This window comes from Allobosea sp. 2KB_26, from assembly GCF_052115715.1.
In the GTDB taxonomy this organism is placed as follows: Bacteria; Pseudomonadota; Alphaproteobacteria; order Rhizobiales; family Beijerinckiaceae; genus Allobosea.
This window is the reverse complement of record NZ_JBFRHE010000002.1, coordinates 114,807-136,507: the sequence shown is the minus strand read 5'-3', so window position 1 is coordinate 136,507 and position 21,701 is coordinate 114,807. Positions and strand designations below refer to the sequence as shown.

Genomic DNA, 21,701 nt, shown 5'->3' with positions numbered 1-21,701 from the left:
GTCAGCCGCCCTTCTTGCCGCTCGCATCGAACTGCTTGAGGAAGGCCAGCAGATCGGCGATGCGCTTCTCGTCCTTCAGTCCGGCATAGATCATCTTGGTCCCCGGCACCTTTGTGCGCGGGTTCTGGATGTAGTCGGCGAAGGTGGTGTCGTCCCAGGTCAGGCCGGAATCCTTCATCGCGGCGCTGTAGCCATAGCCTTCGCGCGTTCCGGCCTTCTGGCCGATCACGCCGTTGAGGATCGGCCCGACCGTGTTCTTCGCGGTCTCGCCGACCTGATGGCAGGCGCGGCACTGGGCATAGACCCTCTCGCCGGCGGCGGCATCCTGGGCACGGGCGGGCTGGGCGGCGGCCGCGAGCAACGCGGCGCCCATGAGGTAGGCAAGCTTCATATCGTCGGGGTCCTATGGTTTGGGCGCAAAGGGGCTGACCCAGCCGCCGGCCTTGGCCGGCGCCTTTGGCGGGAAGGCCTGGGCGAGATAGTCGAGCAGGATCGCGCGCATCTCCGGATCGGGTGCCGGCATGCTGTGCTTCTCGGTCATCCAGTTCAGGGTTTCGTCCCAGCGGACGCGGTCCATGCCCTGGCGGCCGACGACCTTCATGGAATGGCAGCCGATGCAGTAGCCAAAGGTTTCGTCGCGGCCGCGGAAATCGGGCAGCGACTCCGGCGTCTCCTCCTGGGCGAAGCTGCCGGCGGGGGCGAGGAGGACGGCCGCAAGAGCGGCCATCCGGAGCGAGTGAAGAGCGGCCATCGTCAACCGACCAGGATCGCGGTGCGGTGGAACGGGTTGGAGCCGTAGCCCTGCGGGTTCCAGTTGGTCGCGACATGCGGCTGGGCGACCCCGCGGGAATCGGTGGCGCGGACCCAGAGCTCGAAATAGCCCTCGCTCGGCAAGGTCACCGTCCCGGTCCAGCGCACCCAGTCGTACCGGTTCTTCGGCTTGGCCAGCGTCATCGCCTGCCAGCGCTGGCCGGCATCGAAGGAGACCTCGACCTTGGCGACATCGTGATCGCCGGCCCAGGCTGCGCCGCGCAAGGAGACCTCGCGGGTCGTCGCCGACAGGCGCGTGCCATTGGCGGGCGCGGTGATGATCGAGCGCACCGGCATCGAGGTCATGTCTGCAAAATTGGTCTTGCCGTCGGCATTCGAGCCCGGAATCAGCGGCACGGTCGGGATGCGGTAGGAGGTGCCGCCCATGCCCTGCCCGTCATGCGGGGTTGCGCGCACCAGGATGCGGTTCAGCCATTTCGACGAGAGCGAGGCCGGCCAGCCCGGGACGAGCAAGCGCAAGGGCCCGCCATGGATATGCGGCAACGGCTCACCGTTCATCGCCCAGACGATCAGCGAATGCGGCTCGAGCGCCTTCTCGATCGGCATGCCGCGCGAGATCGCATCGCGGGTGGTGTCGCCAGAGAGGTGCGGATCGGCGCCGAAATGGCCGGTGAACTTGGCGCTGGCTTTAAGACCCGCAGCCTTCAGCACATCGGCGAGGCGCACCCCGGTCCATTCGGCGCAACCGGCGCCGCCATTGGTCCATTGGTTGCCGCGTCCGGCCGGCTGGTAGAAAGAGCGGCCATTGCCGCCGCATTCCAGCACCATGCGGAAGGTCTGCGCTGCGAAGCGGGATTTCAGCTCGGCCAGCGTCAGGGTCAGCGGCTTCTCGACCTCGCCCTCGATCTTGAGTTGCCAGGCATCGGCATTCGCCACCGGCTCGGGGACCTGGCCGTTATTGCGAATGAAGAACTTTGAGATCGGCGTGGTGTCGTCATTGAGCAGGCTTTCCGGCGTCTCGGCGACGAGCGGCCGGTCTCCCAGCAGCACCAGGCCCTTGTCCTTGCCCGGATAATCGAAGGGCTGCGGGCCCTTTGGCGGAGCGGCGGCGGGCGCGGCAGCAGGAGCGCCTTGGGCGGCGGCCGGCGATACGAGCGAGAGCCGCGGCAGGCCGCCGAGCGAGGCGCCGAGCGCTGCCAGGCTGCCGCCGAGCAGGAGGCGTCGCGATGCGCGTGGGGCGGTGGAGCGTTCGGGGATTGAATCGTGATGCGGTTCGGCGGCGGCATCCCGCGCCTGGACGTCTTCCAACATGGTGTTTCTCCCGAGGACATGTTCCTCGCTGGAGACGACGCCGGGCCGATGCGATTTATTCCAGGTCGAGAAAAATATTCTGGCGGAGCGAAAAAACCGTCAGCCGACGCAAGCAGGCCGGAGGCTGCGCGCCTCGGCCAGCGCCGCGATCTGCTCGCGCGGGATGCTGCGTTCATCCTCGGTCAGCCTGGCGACGAGCGCGGCAATGCCGTCGAGGCGGGCGGGATCGATGCCCTGCCCGATCAGGGCGTAGCTCGCGTGGTGGCCGTGCCAGGCACGGATCGCAAAACCCTCGCGATCCTGTACGGCTGGCCGCGCCGGCAGGCTGTCGTCAATCGGCGCTATCCACAGGCCGACGCGACAGCCGTTGGGCCCGACATAGCCGGCAAGCACGCCGCCTCCGCGCCGCACGGCGGGGTCGAGCGAGAGATGCACGAGGCGCAGCGAAGCGAGCGACAGATCCGGCAGGGCGTCGACATCGGCGCCCGCCAGTTCGACGCCGAGGCGCTGCGCCTGGGCGGCGGGCACCTGGGCGAGCCAGAGCCGATGCGCGGCAACCGCCGCGGTCAGCGGCGATTCTGCGGGGTCCGTGCGATACAGGCCGAACCAAGCGACGCCGAGCCCGCAGGCGATGAGCAGCGCGGCCGCCACCTGCAGCCATGGCCGGGGTTTCAGTCGCGTTGGCGGCGGGGGGGCCGGCAAGGCGAAGGCCGGCGCCTCCTCCTGCGGGGATACGGCGCGCATGGTGGCGCGCAGATGCGTCAGCGTCGCGACCTTTGCGGCGGTGTCGCGATCGGCCGCAATCGCGGCTGCAACCTTAGCCGCCTCGCCCGGCTCCAGCTCGCCATCGACATAGGCGTTGAGCAGATCCCAGGAGATGGTTTCGCGCTTCGTCATGTCAGCCACCCGCCTGGCGGCGGCGCAGCGGCAGGACGCGGAGATTGCCGCCCTCGATCGCCTCCAGCAGCGCTGCCCGCGCCCGGCTGATCCGGCTCATCACGGTTCCCTGGGGAATGCCGAGGATCTCGGCCGCCTCGCCATAGCGAAACCCGGCGAGATCGATCAGTTCGAGGATGTCGCGATGCGACGGATCGAGCCGCTCGAGTGCCTGGCGCACGGTGATCTCGGCGATCAGGCTGTCATGATGGCGCCAATACCCGCCCTCGGGCGCTTCCGCCTCGGTGGCGGCGAGCACGGAGGCCTGCCCGCGGCGATGCTCGTCGATCCAGAGATTGCGCAGGATCGTGAACAGCCAGGGCCGGAGGCGCTCGTCCTCCTCGGGCGGCGATGCGTCGAGCGCCTTCATGGCGCAGGATTGCAGCAGATCGGCCGCCGCGTCCCGGCTGCCGCTCAGCCGCAGCGCATAGAAGAACAGGCGGTCCCAGTTTCGGCGCAGGGCACGCTCGACGACGATACGCAGGATGAGCCCCTCCGCGATGGCTTTCAGGCCCCATCCTATCGCAGAGGCTCACGGGCTTCTCAAGACTCGGCCGGCGCGCGGCGCTCTGGCGATTAGCCAGGGCGTGGCACCGGCGAACGCCTGGGGCTCCGCTCGGCCACCGTTTACATCGGCGTATCCGGCCCTTGCGAGGGAGCCGCTGGTGCAGTCCGGCCTTGATGCGACGGCTGCCGCACCGTCTCAAAGAATCTTAATTCCTTTCTCGCACATGAAGGGAATGACGCTGCCGTAGAGGATTCTCCCGACCTCGCCTGACGCTCCACGGCTGAGGTCCCAACGACGCGATGAACATGGACCTTCCGACCTTCTGGTATCTGACTGTTGGAACATTGGTGATCGCCACCGCAATGACCCTGTGGGAGCGAAAGGCGCATGGCGAGCGCGCGGTCCCGCTCGGAATCTGGGCCGCGAGCTATGTCGTCTTCGCCATCGGCTGCGTCTTCGCGATGAAGCGCGATGCGTTTCCCGGCGTGACCGGCGCGGCGCTCACCAATATCCTCTTTGTCCTGGCCTACCTGATGGTCCTGCAGGGCGTCCGTTGCCTCGACGGAAAGGCAAGCATCGCGTGGCCGGCCGCGCTGCTCATCGTCGTCGCCGCGATCTGGGCCATCGCCGGCGAACCGTACCCGGTTCACGTCTGGACCTATGTCGCCTCGTTGCCGATCGCGCTTGCCTGCATCCTGACCGCCATCGCGCTGTCGCGCAGCCGCGCGGTCAGGGAGCTTCGCTCCCGGCCGGTCGCCATCGCCGTCTTCTTTGGCCACGGCGTGTTCTATCTCCTGCGTGGCACCGTCGCGCCCTTGCTCGTCGCCTTCTACGGGGAGAGCCTGCTGCCGGTTCTCGCCAAGGTCACGATGTACGAGGCCGTGCTCTTCACGGTCGCGATGCCGATGGCCTTGATGGCACTGATCCGCGAGGAATATCAGGCGCAGCTCCTGGCCGATTCCCGCACCGATTTCCTCACCGGGCTGCGCAACCGCCAGGGCTTTTTCGAACTGGGCGCCAGGGCGCTGCGGGATGGGGCGACGCAGCGGCCGGTCTCACTGCTCGCCTTCGACCTCGACCACTTCAAGGCGATCAATGACCGCTATGGCCATGACGCCGGCGATGCGGTGCTGAAGCTCTTCGCCACGGTGGCGCGGGACATCGCCGGCACGGACGGGGTCATCGGCCGCTTGGGCGGGGAAGAGTTTGCGATCCTGCTGCCGGGCCAGGACAGCATGGTTGCCAGCCGGATCGGCGAGGCTGTCGCCAGGGGATTTGCCGAGCGTGCCGCGCGAAGCGATGGCTTGCAGCTCACGGCCACGGTCAGCATCGGCCTGGCCGAAGCCGCATCGAACACAACCGCCCTCGCCGAACTGCTCTCGGCCGCCGACCTCGCGCTCTACAAGGCAAAAGCACTTGGGAGGAACCGCATTCAGATCGCCGGGACGGAGGGGGTTTCCGAGGCGGCTTGATGACGAGTAGAGGGGCGAATGGCGGCGAGACTGCGAGCCGCTTTCAGGGGCGGCGATATCCGTGGGCCCGCCGGGACCAGCGCCCTGTCCGGCCGAGTTGCACTTGTGAGCCAGGCGCGCGGCTGCGCACTAACGCTATGTCGATCCACGCGTTGACTTAACCTGTCCCAACCGTACCGTAGATTAGAATTCGTCGAGGGGCTGGGTTGGGTATGCGTTCGCGAGTAATCGCTTTGGTGTTGGCGCTGCTAGCCGCGTTCAGGCCAGCTGCCGCGCAAACCTATGACCCCAATTTCAGGGACGCAGAGCGGGCCTTCTTGAGCCTCGAGCTCAACACCCGGCTCTGGTTTCAGGTATTCCTGACGAGCGCGGGGCATTGGCCGGCCGTGCCCAACGTAAATTTCTCCCGGCGGCTCTTTGAAGCCACCAAAGACCTCCAGCGGGCACGCGGAGAAGCCCCCAATGGCATCCTCACGGAGGCCCAGGTGGGGCAAATGCTTGCGTCGGCCTCCTCGGTATTGAAGGGCTGGGGGTTACGCTGGGTTCCCCATCCAACCCGCGGCCGCTCAATTTGGGTCCCGATAGGGCTCGACCTTGCCGCCTTTCGGACCGAGCGCGGCGTCGAAATCAAGGAACCGCGCAACAGATTCAAGCTTTTGTTCAATTCCTACCCGACCATAGACGTGAAAACCGCCTACGACGTCACTTTGCGGGAGATGGTCCGAAGCGGCGACCACATCAACTTCAAGGTCCTGAAGGGCGATTTCTTCGTCATTACGGGGAATCAAGGCAGGTACAGCCGCTACGTCCGTTACCATGCCGATGCCGGGGGCATTCTCGGTTTCGATATGTCGTGGTCTGACGATGACGCTCCCGTCTTCGGAAATCGACTCGTCACGGTCATTTCCGGGTCCCTTTGGGCTTCCATGACGGGAGCGCCGTTCCCCACCGTGAAACGCGGGGGATATCCGTGGGAGAAGAGCGAACCTGAGGTCGCTAGCCTCCCGACCCCTGCCCCGGCTCCGGCTCCGACACCAACACCGCCTCCGGCCAGCGCCGAACCGCCAAAGAAAACCGGATCGAGCGGCTCAGGTTTCTTCGTCTCGAAGGCTGGGCACATTCTCACCAATGCCCATGTCATCAAGGAGTGCACGACCATCACAGCGCGGCCGGACGGTGGCACTCCCGGTCCCGCTCAGGTGCTCGCACGGGACGCGATAAACGACCTCGCGGTGTTAAAGGTGGCGGGGCCCGTGGAGCGCACACTCCCCATTCGAGCCAGTGTCCGGTTGGGGGAAGGCATCGCAGCCTTTGGATTTCCACATACTGACCTGCTGGCGACGACAGGAAACTTCACGCTGGGCAACGTCACGGCGCTGGCGGGCCTTCGGGATGACAGCCGGTATCTTCAAGTCTCTGCCCCGGTGCAATCGGGGAACTCAGGTGGCCCGCTCGTCGATGCTTCGGGCAATGTCGTGGGCGTGGTCACGGCAAAGCTAGACGCGATCAAATTGGCTGAGTCCCAAGGCGACCTTCCACAGAACGTCAACTTCGCCGTGAAGGCGTCGTTGGCTACGAGCTTCCTCGACGCGAACCAAATCACCTACGATGTCGGCGTGTTGGCGGAGAAATTGGATCCTGCCGACCTTGCGGAACGAGCGAAGAAGGCCAGCGTCTTCATTGCCTGTCGGTAATCCCAAGCCGGGCAAGTCTGGTCTCACGCAGCCGGCGGCCTTCCTCGGTTGCGCTGACGATGCATAGGCAGGGATTCCAAGCTGGCGGCGAATCAGCCTCCCTCCTCACCCCGCAAACACCGACCTCTCCGCAAATCCCGTATGCCGCCGCATCATCCGGCCCACGACCCGGTCGCGCGAGGTCCGGATGTGGCGCGCCACCGCTTCGCGGGCCGCTGACGCATCCCGGCGCGCCAGCGCCTCGATGATCTCGTCATGGTCGTGGCGGACCTCTTCGCCGTCCCCTGCCGCGCCGAGATCGGCGAAGAGCAGGCGCTGCATCTCGTCCATGGTCTGGGCGATGCCGCGCAGGAGCCGGGTGTTGTCGGCAATGGTGGCGATCGCCTCGTGAAAATCCTGGTTGGCGCGCATGAAGGCGCGGTAGCTCGCCTGGTCGCCGATGCGCAGCTCGACGGAAGATAGCAGGCGCATCATGTCGACATGACTGTCGGTGATGCGCGGGGCGGCGAGTTCGGCTGCGGCGCATTCGAGGATCAGGCGCATCTGGATCAGCTCGTGGAAATCGCGGAGCGACAGCTCGGTGACGCTGTAGCCCCGGCGCGGGATGACGCGCACCAGCCCGTCCTGCCGCAGCCGCGACAGAGCCTCGCGCAAGGGCGAGGTACTGACCTTGAAGCGCGCGACGAGGTCCGATTCGTTGAAGACCGCGCCCTGCGCGATCTCTCCAAAGATGATCGCGGCGCGGAGTTCCTGATAGACACGCTCGGCCAGCGAGAGCTTGGCATCGGTTCCTGCTTCGGCCTTGGCCGGCATGGTTTTAGCCCTTCGTGAAAAGGGTCGCGGCGCCTGATGCGCCGCGACCGCTCCCTGCCCTATTGGTCGGCGGGTTCGGCAGGCCCCGTCAAGCCCGGCGCCCGGCGAAGAAGCGCTGGACAACGATGAGGATGATGAGCGCAGCCAGAGCCTCGACAAGCGCAACCGCAATCAGGCCTGGCGCGATCTGGCCGGTCGCGTCCTTCAGCAGGCCAAGACCATAGGGGGCGAGGAAGCCGCCGAGATTGCCGAAGGAGTTGATGATCGCGATGCCGGCCGCAGCCGCGGTACCGGCGAAGAGCCGGTTCGGCAGCTGCCAGAACACAGGAATCACGCCATAGGCACCCGCCAAGGCGAGTGAGAACAGCACGACGACCATCTGCGGCGAGCCGTGCAGGGCGAAAGCGACGCCGGCCAGGCCGAGCGCGCCGACGATCAGCGAACCGACGCATTGCAGCAACGGGCGGCCCGTCCGGTCGGCCATCAGGCCGTTGCCGATCATCACCGCCGAGCCGACGAGTGAGGCGCCCGAGACCAGCCAGCCAATGGTCGCGACGTTACCGAAGCCGGCCTCGCGCATGATCGTCGGACCCCAGAAGGCGACGGTCGCGTTGGCAACGATGATGCAGAAATAGACCAGCGTGAAGATCCAGAGCCGCGGATCGCGCAGCACCGTCGAGAGGCCGTGCTCACGCGGGCCGAGTGCCCTTGCATCGCGCTCGAGATCATCGCGGACCGCGCTACGCTCAGCATCCGAGAGCCAATGCGCCTGTTCCAGTCGGTCGGTCAGCCAGGCCAGCGCAAAAAGCCCGATCAGGATCGTCGGAATGCCCTCGACGATGAACAGCCATTGCCAGCCCGACAGGCCGCCCATGCCCTGCATCCCGGTCATGATCTGCCCAGCAAGCGGACCGCCGATGACGCCCGACAGGGCGACCGACGACATGAAGATGCCAAAAACCTTGGCCCGGCGCTCGCTCGGGAACCATTGCGTCAGGAACAGGATGACGCCCGGGAAGAAGCCGGCCTCGAAGGCGCCGAGCAGGAAGCGCAGGACATAGAAGGTGGTCGGCGTCGTCGCAAAGGACATCAGCGCGCAGATCGTGCCCCAGCCGATGGCGATACGGGCGATGGTCTTGCGCGCGCCGATGCGCTGCAGCAGCAGGTTGCTCGGCACTTCGAACAGGAGATAGCCGATATAGAAGATGCCGGCGCCGAGCCCATAGACGGCCTCGGAGAAACGCAGCTCGTCGGCCATCTGCAGCTTGGCGAAGCTGATATTGACGCGGTCGACCCAGGCCAGCACCCAGAGAACCATCAGGATCGGGATCAGGCGCCAGAAGATCCGGCGATAGGCGGTGTCGAGCAGTGTCGCGGTCGCGCGGGCGGCCGCGCCCGGTAGCGATGTGTCGGTCATGTCAGAATCCCCTCGGCGGCCTTCGACCAGCATGAGCGAAGTCGTGGCTCGATTTGTGATGCATCAATAACACATCATAAACGAAACGAGCCTGTCAACAGGCACGACTAAGGCCATGGCGGCTCCGATCGGTTGAACGCTCCCTGCCCTGCTATCCCAGCACTGGCCTCTTGACCGCCGGCACAAACTGCGAGCAGTAATTGAAACATCAACAAAATATCTAAGGGATAACCATGTCCATTATGACGCTCGGCGCTGCCGGAGATATCGTGGTCCGCGAGCGGCTTTACGCCGGCGATGCGCTGATCGATGAGGGCTATGGCGAGACGCTGGCCTATCTCCGAGAGAGCGATCTGGTCTGGGGCTCCTGCGAGGTGCAGTTCGCCCGCCAGGGCTACCGGAGCGATGCGCCGATCGCCTATCTCGTCGACCCGACGGTGGCCGCCGATCTCGGCCGGGCCGGGTTCGGGCTGATGACGGTCGCGACCAATCACACCTGCGATTTCGGGCCCCACGCCTTCCTGGAGACGCTCGACCACCTGCATGCGGCCGGCGTCGACACCGTCGGCGGCGGCAAGGATCTTGCCGCCTCGCTCGTACCGGACCAGCGCGTGATCAATGGCTGCCGGTTAGGGACCATCGCGGTCTCCTGCCTGCTGCCTCCGGATTATGCGGCGACGGAGACGCGGCCGGGCATCGCGCCGCTCGCGATCGAGCAATGGCCGGAAATCCACCCGGTCCTGCTCGCGACCGAGCCCGGCGCACCGATGCGGATGCGCAGCCGGGTGCGCGAGAGCGATCTGGAACGGCTACGCGGGCAGATCGCCAGCCTGCGGCCCCATGTCGACGTGCTGATCGTCAGCGTGCACTGGGGCTATGGCCGCGGCGATCCGCTGGCCGAGTATCAGCGCGCGTTGGGACAGGCCCTGATCGATGCCGGCGCCGACATGGTGCTCGGCAACCACGCCCACAGCCCCGCGGGCGTCGAGACCTATCGGGGCAAGCCGATCCTCTACAGCCTCGGCAACCACATCGCCCAGCAGGACTGGGACAATGCCACCCCCGACCAGAAGGCGATCTTCTCGCAGATCGACCCGTGGTCGATGGTCTGCCGCATCGGCATCGGCACCGGCGGCGTCGAGACGATCGCGTTCCGCGCGACCGAGTGCAACAGAAGCGGGATGCCAGTGCTGATCCAGGACCCGGCCCGCGCCCTGCCCGTGCTCGAGCGGTTCGAGCGGCTCTCCCGCGGCATGGGTACGGAAAGCGAGATCGAGAGCCTGAACCTGACCACCCGCTTCACCGGGTGACGCCCCCGGGAGCGCGCGCCCGGATCACCGACCGGATCGTATCCGGTCGATGATCTGGGCTTCTGTGTTGGCATCGGCCTTCCCGAAAACCGGAATCCACTTTTCGGGCCGATGCTTACAGCAACGCGCGCTCATCGCGGCCGAGCAGGCGGAAGGCGAGATAGATCGCGCCGGCGCTGAGCACGAGCAGGATCGTCGAGAGCGAGGCGGCCGTGCCGTAATCGCCGTCATTGATCGCGATGTAGATCTTGACCGGCATCGTGATGGTGCCGCCGACATAGAGCACGAGCGACGACGAGAGTTCGTTCACCGCCGTGACGAAGGAGAGCATCGCGCCGGCGATGATGCCGGGCAGGATCAGCGGGATGGTGACGCGCAAAAAGGCCTGGACCGGGCTGTAGCCGAGCGAGATCGCCGCCTCCTCCATACTCGGCCCGACCTGGCGCAGCGCGGCGGCCGAGGAGCGCACCGCATAGGGCAAGCGCCGGATGAAGACGGAGAGGATGATGATCGCCGCCGTGCCGGTCATCACCAGCGGCGGCGTGTTGAAGGCGGCGATGAAGGCGACGCCGACGACGATGCCGGGCATGACATAGGGCACCATCAGGGTGGCATCGAGCAGCGAGGTCTGGGCGGTGTTGCGCCTGGCCACCAGGCAGCCGATCAGGGTGCCGATGACCACGATCAGCAGCACGGAAGCACCGGAGAACATCAGTGAATTCATCACGACATCGCCGAGCGTGGCGATGATGCGGCGGTAGCTGTCGAGGCCGAAACCCGGCTGGAACACCGGCCCATTCGTCTTCCTGACCGAATAGATCGCCGCGATGATCGCCGGCATCGCACCGCCGAGCGCGATGACATAGACCGCAACATGGGCCGCGACATTGGCAAAGCCGCGCAGCCTGATCTTCTCGGGCCGGTTGATCAGGCTGCTGTGATAGACGTTCTTGCGCGACATGAAGCGCTGGATGAAGACGAAGACCATCGACATCAGGATCAGCGCCAGGCTGAGCGTGGTCGCCATGCCGAGATTGGAGCCGATCTCGGCGGAATAGGCGGTATAGGCCTCGGTCGCCAGCACATTGAAGCCGCGCCCGAGCAGCCGCGGCGTGCCGAAATCGGCGATGGCGTGGATCAGCGCCAAGAGCCCGCCGGCCGAGAGCGCCGGCAGGACCAGCGGGAACGAGATCTGCAGCACGCGCTGGAACGGCGTCAGCCCGAGATTTTCGGCCGCCTCCTCCAGCGAGCGGTTGACATTGGCGAGCGCGCCAGAGGTCAGCAGATACACATAAGGATAGAACTTGAAGGCGAAGACGATGAGGATGCCCCAGACGCCGTAGATCGGCGGCATGAAGATGCCCCAGGACATCAGCGTCTGGCGCACGAGGCCGCCCGAGCCGAACAGCACGATCCAGGAATAGGCGCCGATGAAGGGCGGCGAAACCAGCGCCAGGATCGCCAGCATCGAGACGAAGCGGCCGCCCGCAATCTCGATGCGCGCCATGCAGAAGGCCATGACCGAGCCGAGCAGTAGTGCACCGGCCAAGCCACCGAAGCCGACGATCAGCGTATTGATGAAGGCGTTGAAATAGCGCGTGCTGCCGAACAGCCTTTGCCAGTTGGCGAGCGTCAGCACCCCACTCTCGTCGCGGAAGCTGGAGATCAGGACGAGGCCGAGCGGGATCAGCAGGAGCACGATCAGGATCGCCCAGGCCCCGACCGCGACCAGCGTCCAGAAATCCGGGCGCCAGCTGCGGCGCGTGGCCCCGACGGCGATGGCGCTCATGCCGTAAGCTCCGCCTGGACACGCCGTCCCTTAGCGTCGAAGCCATGGAGATCGGCCGGGTCGAAGCTCAACCGGATCTGCCGGCCGGCCTCGATCGCGAGATCGGGCGGCGGCGCACCGATCTGTGCGACGAGCCGGTGCCCCTGCGCCTGCACCGTGAGATGGGCCTCACGGCCGAGATAGCTGAAATGCTCGACCGTTCCGGCAATGCTGGCGGCGCCGTTCCCGGCTCCCCGTTCGCCTGCCCCTGCCCCTGCCTCGGCGAGGCGCAGGCGTTCCGGCCGCAGCGCCCATTGCGCTACGCCCTTCACCTCGGGCAGGCCGAAGGCTGCGGGCGCCAGCAGGTTCATCGTCCCGACGAACGAGGCGACGAAGCGCGTCGCCGGCTGGCCGTAAATCTGCTGCGGCGTGCCGATCTGCTCGACGCAGCCATGATCCATCACGCAGATCCGGTCGGAAATGGCGAGCGCCTCCTCCTGGTCATGCGTCACATAGATCGCGGCGATGCCGATGGTACGCTGGATGGCGCGGATCTCGTCGCGCAGGTCGAGCCTGAGCTTGGCGTCGAGATTGGAGAGCGGCTCGTCCATCAGCAGCAGGCGCGGCTTCACCACCATCGCCCGGGCGATGCCGATGCGCTGCTGCTGGCCGCCCGACAGCGCGGCGGGCAGACGTTCGGCCAGCGCCGCCAGCCGGACGGTGGCCAGCGCCTCGGCGACGCGCGCGCGGATCTCGGACGTCGCGACCTTGCGGGCTTTCAGCCCGAAGGCGACGTTCTCGGCGACCGTCAGATGCGGGAAGATCGCATAATCCTGGAAGACCATGCCGATGTCGCGCTTATGCGGCGGCACCGAAAGCAGGTCGTGGCCGGCGAGGTCCACCCTGCCCTCGGTGAGCTGCGAAAAGCCCGCGATCGAGCGCAGCAAGGTGGTCTTGCCGCAGCCGGATGGGCCGAGCAGCGTGAAGAACTCGCCCTTCGCGACCGAGAAGGACACGCCGTTCAGGGCTGTCGTGGCCCCATAGCGCTTGATCGCGCCGTCGACAGTCAGATACGCCATGCCGGCAAAGCACCCCCGCTTTTGTCCCTAGTTGCGCATGGCCGCGATTGGACGGCAAGATGCAGAAACTTCGCCGGCGCAGATCGGTGTGACAGGGATGGGGATGAGTCATGACAGCGAGCGGAAACTTGTCGCGCAGGACCTGGATCGGGCATTTCGTGCTGACGGCCGGGCTGCTTAGCGTGGCCGGCGGAGCCTCCGCAGCCGACAACAAGGTCGTGCTCTACACCGCGCATAAATCCTCGATCGTGCAGAAGATGATCCCGCTCTTCGAGGCCGAGACCGGCATCAAGGCCGAGGTCGTGCAGCTCGGTTCCGGCGATGTCTTCCGGCGCACCCGCGCCGAGGCGGCTGCGCCCAAGGCGGATGTGATCTGGAGCGTCACCGGCTCGCTCCTGACCGAAAACGCCGATCTTCTGGCGCCCTACACGCCCAAGGACCAGGCGGCGATCGACGCGCGCTTCGTCGCGAGCCCGGCCTGGACGCCCTATACGACCGTGATCTACGTGCTCATGGTCAACAACAAGATGGTCAAGGACGCCGAGATCCCCAAGACCTGGGCCGAGCTGTCCGATCCGAAATGGAAGGGCAAGCTCGCCTCGGCCCGTGCCGACAATTCCGGCTCGGCCTTCCAGCAGATGACGACCGTGCTGACCGCCGGCGGCGACAAGGGCTGGGAGGTCTATGGCAAGCTCGCCAAGAACTTCATCTTCTCCGACAGCTCCGGCGCCGTGCCGCGCTATGTCGCCGATGGCGAGGCGCCGCTCGGCCTGACGCTCGAGGACAATGCGCTGGAATATGTCGCCGGCGGCGCGCCGGTGAAGATCGCCTATGTAGAGGACGGCACGACGACCTCGCCTGACGGCGTGGCGCTGGTGAAGGGCGCACCCAATCCCGAACCGGCGAAGCGCTTCATCGACTGGGCCCTGTCGAAGAAGACGCAGGAAGCGCTGGTGAAGGAAGCCGGCCGCCGTTCGGTCCGTGGAGATGTCGCCGCGCCTGGCGATGTGAAGCCGCTGGCCGAGCTGACGCTGGTCAAGCTCAAATCCGTCGACGAGCTCGGCGGCACCAAGGCGATGCTCGAGAAGTGGAGGCAGGCGACCGGCCAGTAATGGCCTGAACGGGGCGGCTCGAAGCCGCCTCGCGCCGATAATCGCCCATGCAGATTGAGTGTTTCAGCCTCGGCAAGCGCTTCGCGACGCCTGAAGAGAACGAAGACAGCGTCGTCATCCTGCCCGGCCGCGGCTATGCCGTGATCGATGGCGTGACCGACCGCAGCGGGCGCCGCTTCGGTACGATGCGGGCCGGGCGCTTCGCCTCGGCCCGGGTCGCGACCGAAGTCGCGCGTTTCCTCCTCAGCGAGGACCTGAGCGTTCGCGGCGGCGATGCGCGCGTGCGCCGGCTGGTCCTGGCGCTCAGCGACACGCTGCGCGATGGCTATGCGGCGCATGGAATGTCGGAACGGGTGGAAACCGATGCGACAACGCGGATCGGCTGCACTCTGGCGCTGGGTTATCATGACGGCTCGGCCCTGCAGCTGGTCTCGATCGGCGATTCCGGCATCCGGCTGAGCGGAAAAACACTCGGCACGGTCCGCCATGTCGAGGCCAAGCCCCTCGACCGCGTGACCGCGCTGATCCGGCGGGAATGCTGGGCCTATCTCGGCCGGATGCGGGCCGATCCCCTGCACCAGCGTGCGATCTCGGACGATGCCGTCTGGAACGGCTTGCGCGTGCCGCCGGCAGGCCTGAGCGCCGAGGCTAGCGCCGAAGTCAGGGCCCATGTGCTGCATCTTTGCAGCGAGGAGATGCCGACGATCGCGCGCACCGAGATCGAGCGGCTGCTCGACAGCGGCATCAGCGGCCAGCGCGTCTTCGCCAATCATCCGACCAGCGATCTCGGCTATGGCGTGCTTGACGGTTTCGCCATCGCCGAGCGGCATGTCTTCACCGCCGACTATGCCGCAGACGAGGTCTCGCGGCTCGAATTGTTCAGCGACGGCTATTTCGCCGAGCCCGAGGCCTTTGGCGTCGCGGCCTGGGAGGCGAGCTTCGCCGAGGTCGAGCGCATCGACCCCGACAAGATCGGCCCCCATGCCAGCGTGAAGGGCTCCGGCCCCGATGGCTGGACCGACGACCGGACCTATCTCGGCATCGCGTTCGATCGTTGAACGGGGGCGGTGCGCGCCCTATTCGGACGCGCCCTCGCGCCGCCTGAGCGCCTTCAGCCGGCTGATCAGGTGGCGGGCGCCCATCAGGATATGCTGCTCCAGATGGTCCTTGGCGCGCTCGATATCGCCCGCTCTGCAGAGATCGAGCAGGAGCTGGTGCTCGCGGTTCATGCGCTCCCGCCCGCCCGTCAGCCGGATCGGCAGCGGGAAATGGCGATAGGCGTTCAGATAGAGTTTTCGGATCAGCGCCAGCGTCTGCGGGCGGTTCGCCGGCGCATAGAGCGCGGCATGAAACGCCCAGTTCAGGCTCGACCAATTCTCGTCCTGCTGATCTTCCGCGATCTGCGCCAGGATCTCTTCGGCCCTTTGGTAGTGCTGCGCCGTCATCAGCGGCATCGAGAGTTCGAGAAGCCAGGTCTCGAGCCGGGCGCGGATCTCGTAGGTTTCCTCGAGATCGTCGATCGACAGGCCTGAGACGACGGCGCCCTTGTGGGATTCCTGCCTGACCAGGCCCTCGGCCTCGAGCTGGTGCAGGGCTTCGCGGACCGGAACGCGACTGACGCCAAGCTCGGCCGCCAGTTTTTCCTGACGCAGCTGGATGCCCTCGGGCAAGGCGCCGGAGAGGATCTGGTCGCGCAGCAGGTCGACGACCCGCGCGGTCGTCGTCTTGCGCTGAAGCGCCGGAGGATTGTTCGACAGGATGGAAGCCGTCATCGCCTGCTCACGCTTCTCCTGCTCTGGCGCCTGGCCCCAATCCCTGCCCTGAAGCGCGGTTCTTTTCAATCCAGGCGGTGATCTCAAGGCAGGATAACAGCATTTGTATCCAATCCTGGCGCGCGTTCAGCGGCGTCCACAAACGGCATCTCGCGCCGTTTCGCACCCTCTTGCGTTGGGTCGGGCAGCATCGTAATGAAAATTGGATCCAATATCCAATTTGGCTGAAAACACCCGTGATCGCGATCTGCAACAATGAAGGGGCCTGCGGCATTCCCGCGACGGCCCGAGGCCTGGCTGCCGGCGAAGCGGCGCTCGACGCGATCGAGGCGGGGATCCGGCTGGTCGAAGCCAGCGAGAGCGTCCGCACCGTCGGCCGCGGCGGCTGGCCCAATCTTCTCGGCGAGGTCGAGCTCGATGCCTCGGTGATGGACGGAACGAGCCTGCGGAGTGGCGCCGTGGGCGCGCTCACCGGCCATCTGCATCCGGTCAGCATTGCCCGCCAGGTGCTCGAGCGGCTGCCGCACGAACTGCTGGTCGGCGAAGGGGCAAGGCGTTTCGCCGCCGAGATCGGGGCCGAGACCGGCGAGCTTCTGATGCCGCATGCCCGGACCGCCTGGGAGCGCTGGTTCCGGGACGAGGTCAGCGAGGCCGACCGCGCGAACTGGCCGGATGTGCCGATGGCGGAGCTCTGCGCCCAGGCGATCGACCCCGAGACCGGCCGCGACACCACCGTTTTCCTGGCCCAGGACAGCGAGCGCCATATCGGCGCCGGCACCAGCACCTCGGGCTGGGGCTGGAAATATCCGGGGCGTCTCGGCGACAGTCCGATCATCGGCGCGGGCTCCTATGCCGATACGCGCTACGGCGCCTGCGCCTGCACCGGGGTCGGCGAAATGAGCATCCGGGCCGGCACCTCGCGCGCCGTCGTGCTCTACATGAAGATGGGCATGAGCGTCGAAGAGGCGGTCTATGAGGCCGTCTCAGACATGCGCGCCCTGAAGGGCGGGCTGATCGGCCGGGTGACGATCCATGCCATCGATGCGGCGGGCGGCCACAAGGTCGTAGCCGTAAACGGCCTGCCGGAAAACCATTACTGGCTCTGGCGCAGCGGCGAGGCGGCGCCCTCGAGCCACCCTTGCGAGATCATCACGATCAGCGAGGAGCCCGCCCCCAAGCCGACCGCCCATCGCCGCTACGAGCAGATGGGCCTCTGACCTTCCGCCCTGGATCATCGGACCGGAGATCGCATCCGGTCCGTTGATCTGACCCTTTGTGTTTGCATCGGCTTTGCCCCGAAAACCGCAATCCACTTTTCGGGCCAGTGCCTTAGTTCCATCGATCATCAGGGAGAGTGACCATGGCCCATTCCGGAAAAATCATCCTGTCAGCGCTGGCCGGCCTGCTGCTCGCCGGCACCGCCGCCCGTGCCGAGGGCACGCTCGACCGCGTCAAGCAGCGCGGGCAGTTGATCTGCGGCACCAGCACCGGCATTGCCGGCTTCAGCATGGCCGATGCGCAGGGCAGCTGGAGCGGGCTCGATGTCGATATCTGCCGGGCGCTCGCGGCCGCGATCTTCGACGACCCCTCGAAGATCAAGTTCGTGCCGCTGGCCAGCAAGGACCGGCTGACCGCCCTGCAGAGCGGCGAGATCGACGTCCTGCCGCGGACCACGACCTGGACGCTGAGCCGCGACGCCGGCCAGGGCCTGAACTTCACCGCCGTGAACTATTATGACGGCCAGGGCTTCCAGGTTCGGGCCAAGGCCGGGCTCAAGTCGGTGAAGGAATTGGACGGCGCCTCGATCTGCACCGTGCAGGGCACGACCAACGAGCTGAATCTCGCGGACTATTTCCGCGTCAACAAGATGAAATACGAGGTCGTCGCCTTCCAGGGCATCGACGAGACGGTGAAGGCCTATGAGAGCGGTCGCTGCGACGCAATCTCGACCGATATCTCGCAGCTCGTCTCCTATCGCCTGAAAATGTCGGACCCGGCCGAGCATGTCCTGCTCCCCGATGTGATCTCGAAGGAGCCGATCGGCCCCTATGTCCGCCAGGGCGACGATGAATGGTTCGACATCGTGCGCTGGACGGTCTTTGCGCTGATCAATGCCGAGGAGCTCGGTGTCACCCAGGCCAATCTCGCCGAGATGCTGAAATCGGAGAATCCCGAGATCCGCCGGCTGCTCGGCGTCGAAGGCAAATTCGGCGTGGGCCTTGGCCTGACGCCCGACTGGATCGCCCGGATCATCCGGCATGTCGGCAATTACGGCGAAAGCTACGAGCGCAATCTCGGCACCGGCAGTCGCATCGGCCTGCCGCGCGGCCTGAACAATCTCTGGTCCAAGGGCGGCATCCAGTTCGCACCGCCAGTGCGCTGACCCGGGCGATCCAGGAAACGCCGCAAGCTCCCTGGATTTAAGTCTTGGTCGGTCGCTGAAAGCGGCGTCGCGGGTCACCCGCGGCGCCGCTTTCTTTCGCCCGTGTGCCCTTCTCGGCTGGCGCCAATCGCCCGGCGCGGCGACAGGACCGGCTGTAGCGGGATCACTCGCACCATTGTCCAGTGGCCAGACAGCATGAGGATAGGACCGGAACGCCGCTCCACTCAGGAGTTCTAGTCATCACGATTGTCGGCGCATGTGTAACCGACAAAGCACGATCTCGAATTCTGGGTCCTGACCCAGGCGGGTGTGAGATACATGTCCTCCGCGCAGAACGCGGAATCCTTGACGTACCGATTGAAGATGTTGGGACCCGAGTTGAGAATCGCGGAGCCCTTCGATTGGACCAGGGCTTTGGCCTCGGCACACTGCATTGTCCGTAGGGCCCCTCCTGCGCAAATGCCATCGTCGCAAGGAGCGATGTGCCCAGCGCAAGGGTGAGGGTCGTGGCGCAGCGGCTGGCAGTGACAATTGGCTTCATGGCGGTTTGCTCCCTATCGCGTCATGAGAAACGTCGTAGTCGCCTCCTGTGGGCGGGCGCCTGCATTGACGGGCAATGCCGGCGCCGAAGCTTCGTTCTGTGGTGCGTCTTCGGGCACCATGCCGGCAGCAGGCTCGCAAGACCTGCGGTGGCACTGTTACGTTGACACCCGTTTCGGGTGTCCGGCTACTCACGCATCAGTGAGGTTCGGAATTCCCGCGGGTTATCTCCAATCGGGAAAACCGCCACCATTTGGAGCGCAAACCGACACTAGCGTCCGCTTCCCACGCCTGCAGGACATTCGACGCACGGCCACATCCAGACCCCTGGATAAAGGGTGCCAAGGTCGCGCCCGTCTACACCGGCGCACCTGGTCAGGCTGCGGTTCCTGGGGCCATCGCCTGCGCCTGGAGCCCTCACCTTGCACTGCCTTCCACAGGGCCGATTCCCCGGGCTGATCGAATCGTCGCGGCGAGGCCGGCCACTCCGGACTATCGGAATCAACGAATCCCCACCCGGCCTGGACCCGCGGGGAGAGCGCTGAACCAAGCCATGGCCTGGCCCCGCAATGTGCCGGCGGCCCCCAGTGCGACCGGCTTGCCGAGGCTGAAACGCGCGTTGCGGCCAGCGAGGCAGCCGGCCGGCAGTACCGTGGAACGGCCCCGGGCCGGGCCGCGGGCAATGTCAGCCGTTCAGGATCGGCACAGCTCTCCACACACATCATCCCCCGCATTCAACCGATTGGCCAAGAACGCGTTTCTTCCCTTTGCCCCCATTTGAAGAGGTCCCATGCCGGTAGGTGAAGGGGCGGATTTTTACCACTCGTTAACCATTCCATTCCTAGATCATGGCAACCGAAAATTTACCAAGATGACTGACGTGTTAACTCAACCTAGGCCGATCCGCCTCAAGGGGCGCTCCTATCTTGCTCTCACGCTGACCCCGGAGCTGCCCTTCGATGATTGGCTGACGCGGCTCGACGAACTGGCTGGCCTGTCCGCCGGATTTTTCCTGCGGCGGCCAGTGGTGGTCGATGTCGAAGGCCTGAATATCGACCGGCCGCAGCTGCGCGAACTCGTCGGCCAGCTCGGCAAGCGCAATGTGCGGATCATGGGCATCGAGGGCGCGCCGCCCTCGCTGCTCGGTGCGGACCTGCCGCCGGCGATGTCCGGCGGGCGTGCGGCCTCGGACATCGAACCCCCGACAGCCGAACAGGCGCCGCAGGCCGAGGTCGCCGAGAGTGTGCAGCCTGCCGCCCCTGCCCCGCAGCCGGTCAAGGCGACGCCGTCGATCATCGTGACCGAGCCGGTGCGCTCGGGGCAGTCGCTGATCTTCACCGAAGGCGACGTCACCGTCATCGGCTCGGTCGCATCGGGCGCCGAGATCGTCGCCGGCGGCTCGATCCATGTCTACGGCACGCTCAGGGGCCGGGCGATCGCCGGCGCGATGGGCAATGCGTCTGCGCGAATCTTCTGCAGCAAGCTCGAGGCGGAGCTGCTCGCGATCGACGGCTTCTACAAGACGGCTGAGGACCTCGGGCCCGACATGCGCGGCAAGGCCGTCCAGATCTGGCTCGAAGGCGAAACATTCAAAGTTGGATCACTCGCCTGAAACGACGGCGTATCCACAGAAAGCGGGAGAGTGCAATGGGCAAGGTCATCGTAGTCACATCGGGCAAGGGCGGCGTCGGCAAGACGACATCGTCCGCCGCATTGGGGGCAGCGCTTGCGCATAATGGCGACAAGGTCGTGGTCGTCGATTTCGACGTCGGGCTGCGCAATCTCGACCTCGTCATGGGCGCGGAACGACGGGTGGTCTATGACATCGTCAACGTCATCCAGGGCGAAGCGAAGCTGACGCAGGCGCTGATCCGCGACAAGCGGCTGGAATCGCTCTACCTGCTGCCGGCTTCGCAGACGCGCGACAAGGACAATCTCACGCCTGAAGGCGTCGAGAAGGTCATCGCCGCCCTGAAATCGGCCTTCGACTGGGTCATCTGCGACAGCCCGGCCGGCATCGAGCGCGGCGCGACGCTGGCCATGCGCCATGCCGATGTCGCGATCGTGGTGACCAATCCGGAAGTCTCCTCGGTGCGCGATTCCGATCGGATCATCGGGCTGCTCGATTCCAAGACGCTCAAGGCCGAGCAGGGCGAGCGGATGGAGAAGCATCTGCTGCTGACCCGCTACGACCCGATCCGGGCCGAACGCGGCGACATGCTGAAGGTCGACGATGTCCTCGAGATCCTGTCGATCCCGCTGCTCGGCATCATTCCGGAAAGCATGGACGTGCTGCGCGCCTCCAATGTCGGCTCGCCAGTCACCCTGGCCGATGGCCGCAGCGCGCCGGCGATCGCCTATTTCGAGGCTGCGCGCCGCCTCAAGGGCGAAAACCTGCCGGTAACTATTCCCGGCGAAAAGAAGGGCTTCTTCGGCAAGATTTTCGGAAGGAAAGCGGCATGAACTTCCTTCGTATTTTCACCCGCTCCCAGTCGTCGGCCCCCGCCGCCCGCGAGCGCTTGCAGGTACTGCTCGCCCATGAGCGCGCCTCGGTCGGCGATTCCGACCTCGTCACCAAGCTGCGCGACGAGATCCTGCGTGCGATCTCGAAGCACATGCAGATCGATGACGACCGGGTCAGCGTCAAGATGGAACGCGGCGCCAAGGTCTCGACGCTCGCCGTCGATATCGAGATCCCGTTCGACGCAGAGAAGAAGAAAAAGGCGGCGTGAGCACCGCCCCATCCTCTCCCCGAGGCATCAGCCATGCTGGATCATCCGAGCGGACCTCGTATCCGGTCGGATAGTCCAGCATT

20 protein-coding genes are annotated in these 21,701 nt (G+C 65.9%); 10 read left to right on the top strand and 10 right to left on the bottom strand.

Going from position 1 to position 21,701, the window contains the following annotated elements:
- Position 1: 1 nt before the first annotated feature.
- The 5 genes from AB4099_RS08880 to AB4099_RS08860 all read right to left on the bottom strand — a co-directional run bounded on the left by AB4099_RS08880 (position 2) and on the right by AB4099_RS08860 (position 3,478).
- Positions 2 to 391, bottom strand: a complete 390-nt coding sequence (locus AB4099_RS08880) for a c-type cytochrome (protein WP_441477791.1) — start codon at positions 389 to 391, stop codon at positions 2 to 4.
- A gap of 12 nt (positions 392 to 403) precedes the next feature.
- Positions 404 to 751 carry a hypothetical protein gene (locus AB4099_RS08875; protein WP_113518841.1) on the bottom strand — a complete coding sequence of 116 codons (348 nt, stop codon included), beginning with the start codon at positions 749 to 751 and terminating at the stop codon, positions 404 to 406.
- A 2-nt stretch (positions 752 to 753) separates the two neighbouring features.
- Positions 754 to 2,082, bottom strand: a complete 1,329-nt coding sequence (locus AB4099_RS08870) for a sulfite oxidase (RefSeq protein WP_441477790.1) — start codon at positions 2,080 to 2,082, stop codon at positions 754 to 756.
- Between the two features lie 99 nt (positions 2,083 to 2,181).
- Complete coding sequence (locus AB4099_RS08865; RefSeq protein WP_441477789.1) at positions 2,182 to 2,979, bottom strand: anti-sigma factor family protein; 798 nt, start codon at positions 2,977 to 2,979, stop codon at positions 2,182 to 2,184.
- A gap of 1 nt (position 2,980) precedes the next feature.
- Entirely contained in the window at positions 2,981 to 3,478 is a 498-nt protein-coding gene (locus AB4099_RS08860) for an RNA polymerase sigma factor (protein WP_441478057.1), read from the bottom strand.
- A 353-nt stretch (positions 3,479 to 3,831) separates the two neighbouring features.
- On the opposite strand from AB4099_RS08860, the gene AB4099_RS08855 reads away from it, so the two are divergent.
- Both AB4099_RS08855 and AB4099_RS08850 read left to right on the top strand, forming a co-directional pair.
- Entirely contained in the window at positions 3,832 to 4,998 is a 1,167-nt protein-coding gene (locus AB4099_RS08855) for a GGDEF domain-containing protein (RefSeq protein WP_441477788.1), read from the top strand.
- 317 nt (positions 4,999 to 5,315) lie between these two features.
- Positions 5,316 to 6,692: a S1C family serine protease gene (locus tag AB4099_RS08850; RefSeq protein ID WP_441477787.1), complete on the top strand. Its 1,377-nt coding sequence runs from the start codon at positions 5,316 to 5,318 to the stop codon at positions 6,690 to 6,692.
- Between the two features lie 105 nt (positions 6,693 to 6,797).
- Here the strand turns inward: AB4099_RS08850 and AB4099_RS08845 are convergent, their stop codons facing one another.
- Positions 6,798 to 7,505, bottom strand: a complete 708-nt coding sequence (locus AB4099_RS08845) for a GntR family transcriptional regulator (protein ID WP_441477786.1) — start codon at positions 7,503 to 7,505, stop codon at positions 6,798 to 6,800.
- Positions 7,506 to 7,593: 88 nt separating this feature from the next.
- The gene (locus AB4099_RS08840; RefSeq protein ID WP_441477785.1) at positions 7,594 to 8,922 is read right to left on the bottom strand and encodes an MFS transporter; all 1,329 of its coding nucleotides are present in this window, start codon (positions 8,920 to 8,922) and stop codon (positions 7,594 to 7,596) included.
- A 233-nt stretch (positions 8,923 to 9,155) separates the two neighbouring features.
- Here AB4099_RS08840 and AB4099_RS08835 point away from each other — a divergent pair, with 233 nt between their 5' ends.
- Positions 9,156 to 10,232 carry a CapA family protein gene (locus AB4099_RS08835; RefSeq protein ID WP_441477784.1) on the top strand — a complete coding sequence of 359 codons (1,077 nt, stop codon included), beginning with the start codon at positions 9,156 to 9,158 and terminating at the stop codon, positions 10,230 to 10,232.
- Positions 10,233 to 10,347: 115 nt separating this feature from the next.
- On the opposite strand, the gene AB4099_RS08830 is transcribed toward AB4099_RS08835, so the two are convergent.
- Together AB4099_RS08830 and AB4099_RS08825 are read right to left on the bottom strand one after the other, a co-directional pair.
- Positions 10,348 to 12,021, bottom strand: coding sequence for an ABC transporter permease (locus tag AB4099_RS08830; RefSeq protein ID WP_441477783.1), 1,674 nt, complete (start codon positions 12,019 to 12,021; stop codon positions 10,348 to 10,350).
- On the bottom strand, positions 12,018 to 13,079 hold the full coding sequence (locus tag AB4099_RS08825) for an ABC transporter ATP-binding protein (protein WP_441477782.1): 1,062 nt from the start codon (positions 13,077 to 13,079) through the stop codon (positions 12,018 to 12,020). The genes AB4099_RS08830 and AB4099_RS08825 overlap by 4 nt, the downstream gene beginning before the upstream one ends.
- 110 nt (positions 13,080 to 13,189) lie before the next feature.
- On the opposite strand from AB4099_RS08825, the gene AB4099_RS08820 reads away from it, so the two are divergent.
- Both AB4099_RS08820 and AB4099_RS08815 read left to right on the top strand, forming a co-directional pair.
- Positions 13,190 to 14,191 (top strand): extracellular solute-binding protein, encoded by a 1,002-nt coding sequence (locus AB4099_RS08820; RefSeq protein ID WP_441477781.1) that lies wholly within the window; start codon positions 13,190 to 13,192, stop codon positions 14,189 to 14,191.
- 47 nt (positions 14,192 to 14,238) lie between these two features.
- Positions 14,239 to 15,249, top strand: a complete 1,011-nt coding sequence (locus AB4099_RS08815; RefSeq protein ID WP_441477780.1) for a hypothetical protein — start codon at positions 14,239 to 14,241, stop codon at positions 15,247 to 15,249.
- Positions 15,250 to 15,267: 18 nt separating this feature from the next.
- Here AB4099_RS08815 and AB4099_RS08810 read toward each other — a convergent pair whose 3' ends face one another.
- Complete coding sequence (locus AB4099_RS08810) at positions 15,268 to 15,963, bottom strand: GntR family transcriptional regulator (RefSeq protein WP_441477779.1); 696 nt, start codon at positions 15,961 to 15,963, stop codon at positions 15,268 to 15,270.
- Positions 15,964 to 16,199: 236 nt separating this feature from the next.
- On the opposite strand from AB4099_RS08810, the gene AB4099_RS08805 reads away from it, so the two are divergent.
- The 5 genes from AB4099_RS08805 (at position 16,200) to minE (ending at position 21,618) form a co-directional block, all read left to right on the top strand.
- A complete protein-coding gene (locus AB4099_RS08805; RefSeq protein WP_441477778.1) occupies positions 16,200 to 17,180 on the top strand; it encodes a N(4)-(beta-N-acetylglucosaminyl)-L-asparaginase in 981 nt (326 codons plus the stop codon).
- A 143-nt stretch (positions 17,181 to 17,323) separates the two neighbouring features.
- Positions 17,324 to 18,346 (top strand): amino acid ABC transporter substrate-binding protein, encoded by a 1,023-nt coding sequence (locus AB4099_RS08800; protein ID WP_113518857.1) that lies wholly within the window; start codon positions 17,324 to 17,326, stop codon positions 18,344 to 18,346.
- A gap of 1,411 nt (positions 18,347 to 19,757) precedes the next feature.
- Complete coding sequence (gene minC, locus AB4099_RS08795; protein ID WP_441477777.1) at positions 19,758 to 20,498, top strand: septum site-determining protein MinC; 741 nt, start codon at positions 19,758 to 19,760, stop codon at positions 20,496 to 20,498.
- A gap of 35 nt (positions 20,499 to 20,533) precedes the next feature.
- Positions 20,534 to 21,349 carry a septum site-determining protein MinD gene (gene minD / locus AB4099_RS08790; protein ID WP_113516688.1) on the top strand — a complete coding sequence of 272 codons (816 nt, stop codon included), beginning with the start codon at positions 20,534 to 20,536 and terminating at the stop codon, positions 21,347 to 21,349.
- Positions 21,346 to 21,618 carry a cell division topological specificity factor MinE gene (gene minE / locus AB4099_RS08785; protein WP_113516687.1) on the top strand — a complete coding sequence of 91 codons (273 nt, stop codon included), beginning with the start codon at positions 21,346 to 21,348 and terminating at the stop codon, positions 21,616 to 21,618. Before minD ends, minE begins: the two co-directional genes overlap by 4 nt.
- Positions 21,619 to 21,701 lie beyond the last annotated feature (83 nt).

What these genes read in the sequence shown, in the direction of transcription:
- AB4099_RS08880 (WP_441477791.1), bottom strand. Translation starts at nt 391, where the DNA reads ATGAAGCTTGCCTACCTCATGGGCGCCGCGTTGCTCGCGGCCGCCGCC.
- AB4099_RS08815 (WP_441477780.1), top strand. Translation starts at nt 14,239, where the DNA reads ATGCAGATTGAGTGTTTCAGCCTCGGCAAGCGCTTCGCGACGCCTGAA.
- AB4099_RS08820 (WP_441477781.1), top strand. Translation starts at nt 13,190, where the DNA reads ATGACAGCGAGCGGAAACTTGTCGCGCAGGACCTGGATCGGGCATTTC.
- AB4099_RS08800 (WP_113518857.1), top strand. Translation starts at nt 17,324, where the DNA reads ATGGCCCATTCCGGAAAAATCATCCTGTCAGCGCTGGCCGGCCTGCTG.
- AB4099_RS08875 (WP_113518841.1), bottom strand. Translation starts at nt 751, where the DNA reads ATGGCCGCTCTTCACTCGCTCCGGATGGCCGCTCTTGCGGCCGTCCTC.
- minC (WP_441477777.1), top strand. Translation starts at nt 19,758, where the DNA reads ATGACTGACGTGTTAACTCAACCTAGGCCGATCCGCCTCAAGGGGCGC.
- AB4099_RS08840 (WP_441477785.1), bottom strand. Translation starts at nt 8,922, where the DNA reads ATGACCGACACATCGCTACCGGGCGCGGCCGCCCGCGCGACCGCGACA.
- minE (WP_113516687.1), top strand. Translation starts at nt 21,346, where the DNA reads ATGAACTTCCTTCGTATTTTCACCCGCTCCCAGTCGTCGGCCCCCGCC.
- AB4099_RS08870 (WP_441477790.1), bottom strand. Translation starts at nt 2,082, where the DNA reads ATGTTGGAAGACGTCCAGGCGCGGGATGCCGCCGCCGAACCGCATCAC.
- AB4099_RS08810 (WP_441477779.1), bottom strand. Translation starts at nt 15,963, where the DNA reads ATGACGGCTTCCATCCTGTCGAACAATCCTCCGGCGCTTCAGCGCAAG.
- AB4099_RS08845 (WP_441477786.1), bottom strand. Translation starts at nt 7,505, where the DNA reads ATGCCGGCCAAGGCCGAAGCAGGAACCGATGCCAAGCTCTCGCTGGCC.
- AB4099_RS08865 (WP_441477789.1), bottom strand. Translation starts at nt 2,979, where the DNA reads ATGACGAAGCGCGAAACCATCTCCTGGGATCTGCTCAACGCCTATGTC.
- AB4099_RS08830 (WP_441477783.1), bottom strand. Translation starts at nt 12,021, where the DNA reads ATGAGCGCCATCGCCGTCGGGGCCACGCGCCGCAGCTGGCGCCCGGAT.
- minD (WP_113516688.1), top strand. Translation starts at nt 20,534, where the DNA reads ATGGGCAAGGTCATCGTAGTCACATCGGGCAAGGGCGGCGTCGGCAAG.
- AB4099_RS08855 (WP_441477788.1), top strand. Translation starts at nt 3,832, where the DNA reads ATGGACCTTCCGACCTTCTGGTATCTGACTGTTGGAACATTGGTGATC.
- AB4099_RS08835 (WP_441477784.1), top strand. Translation starts at nt 9,156, where the DNA reads ATGTCCATTATGACGCTCGGCGCTGCCGGAGATATCGTGGTCCGCGAG.
- AB4099_RS08825 (WP_441477782.1), bottom strand. Translation starts at nt 13,079, where the DNA reads ATGGCGTATCTGACTGTCGACGGCGCGATCAAGCGCTATGGGGCCACG.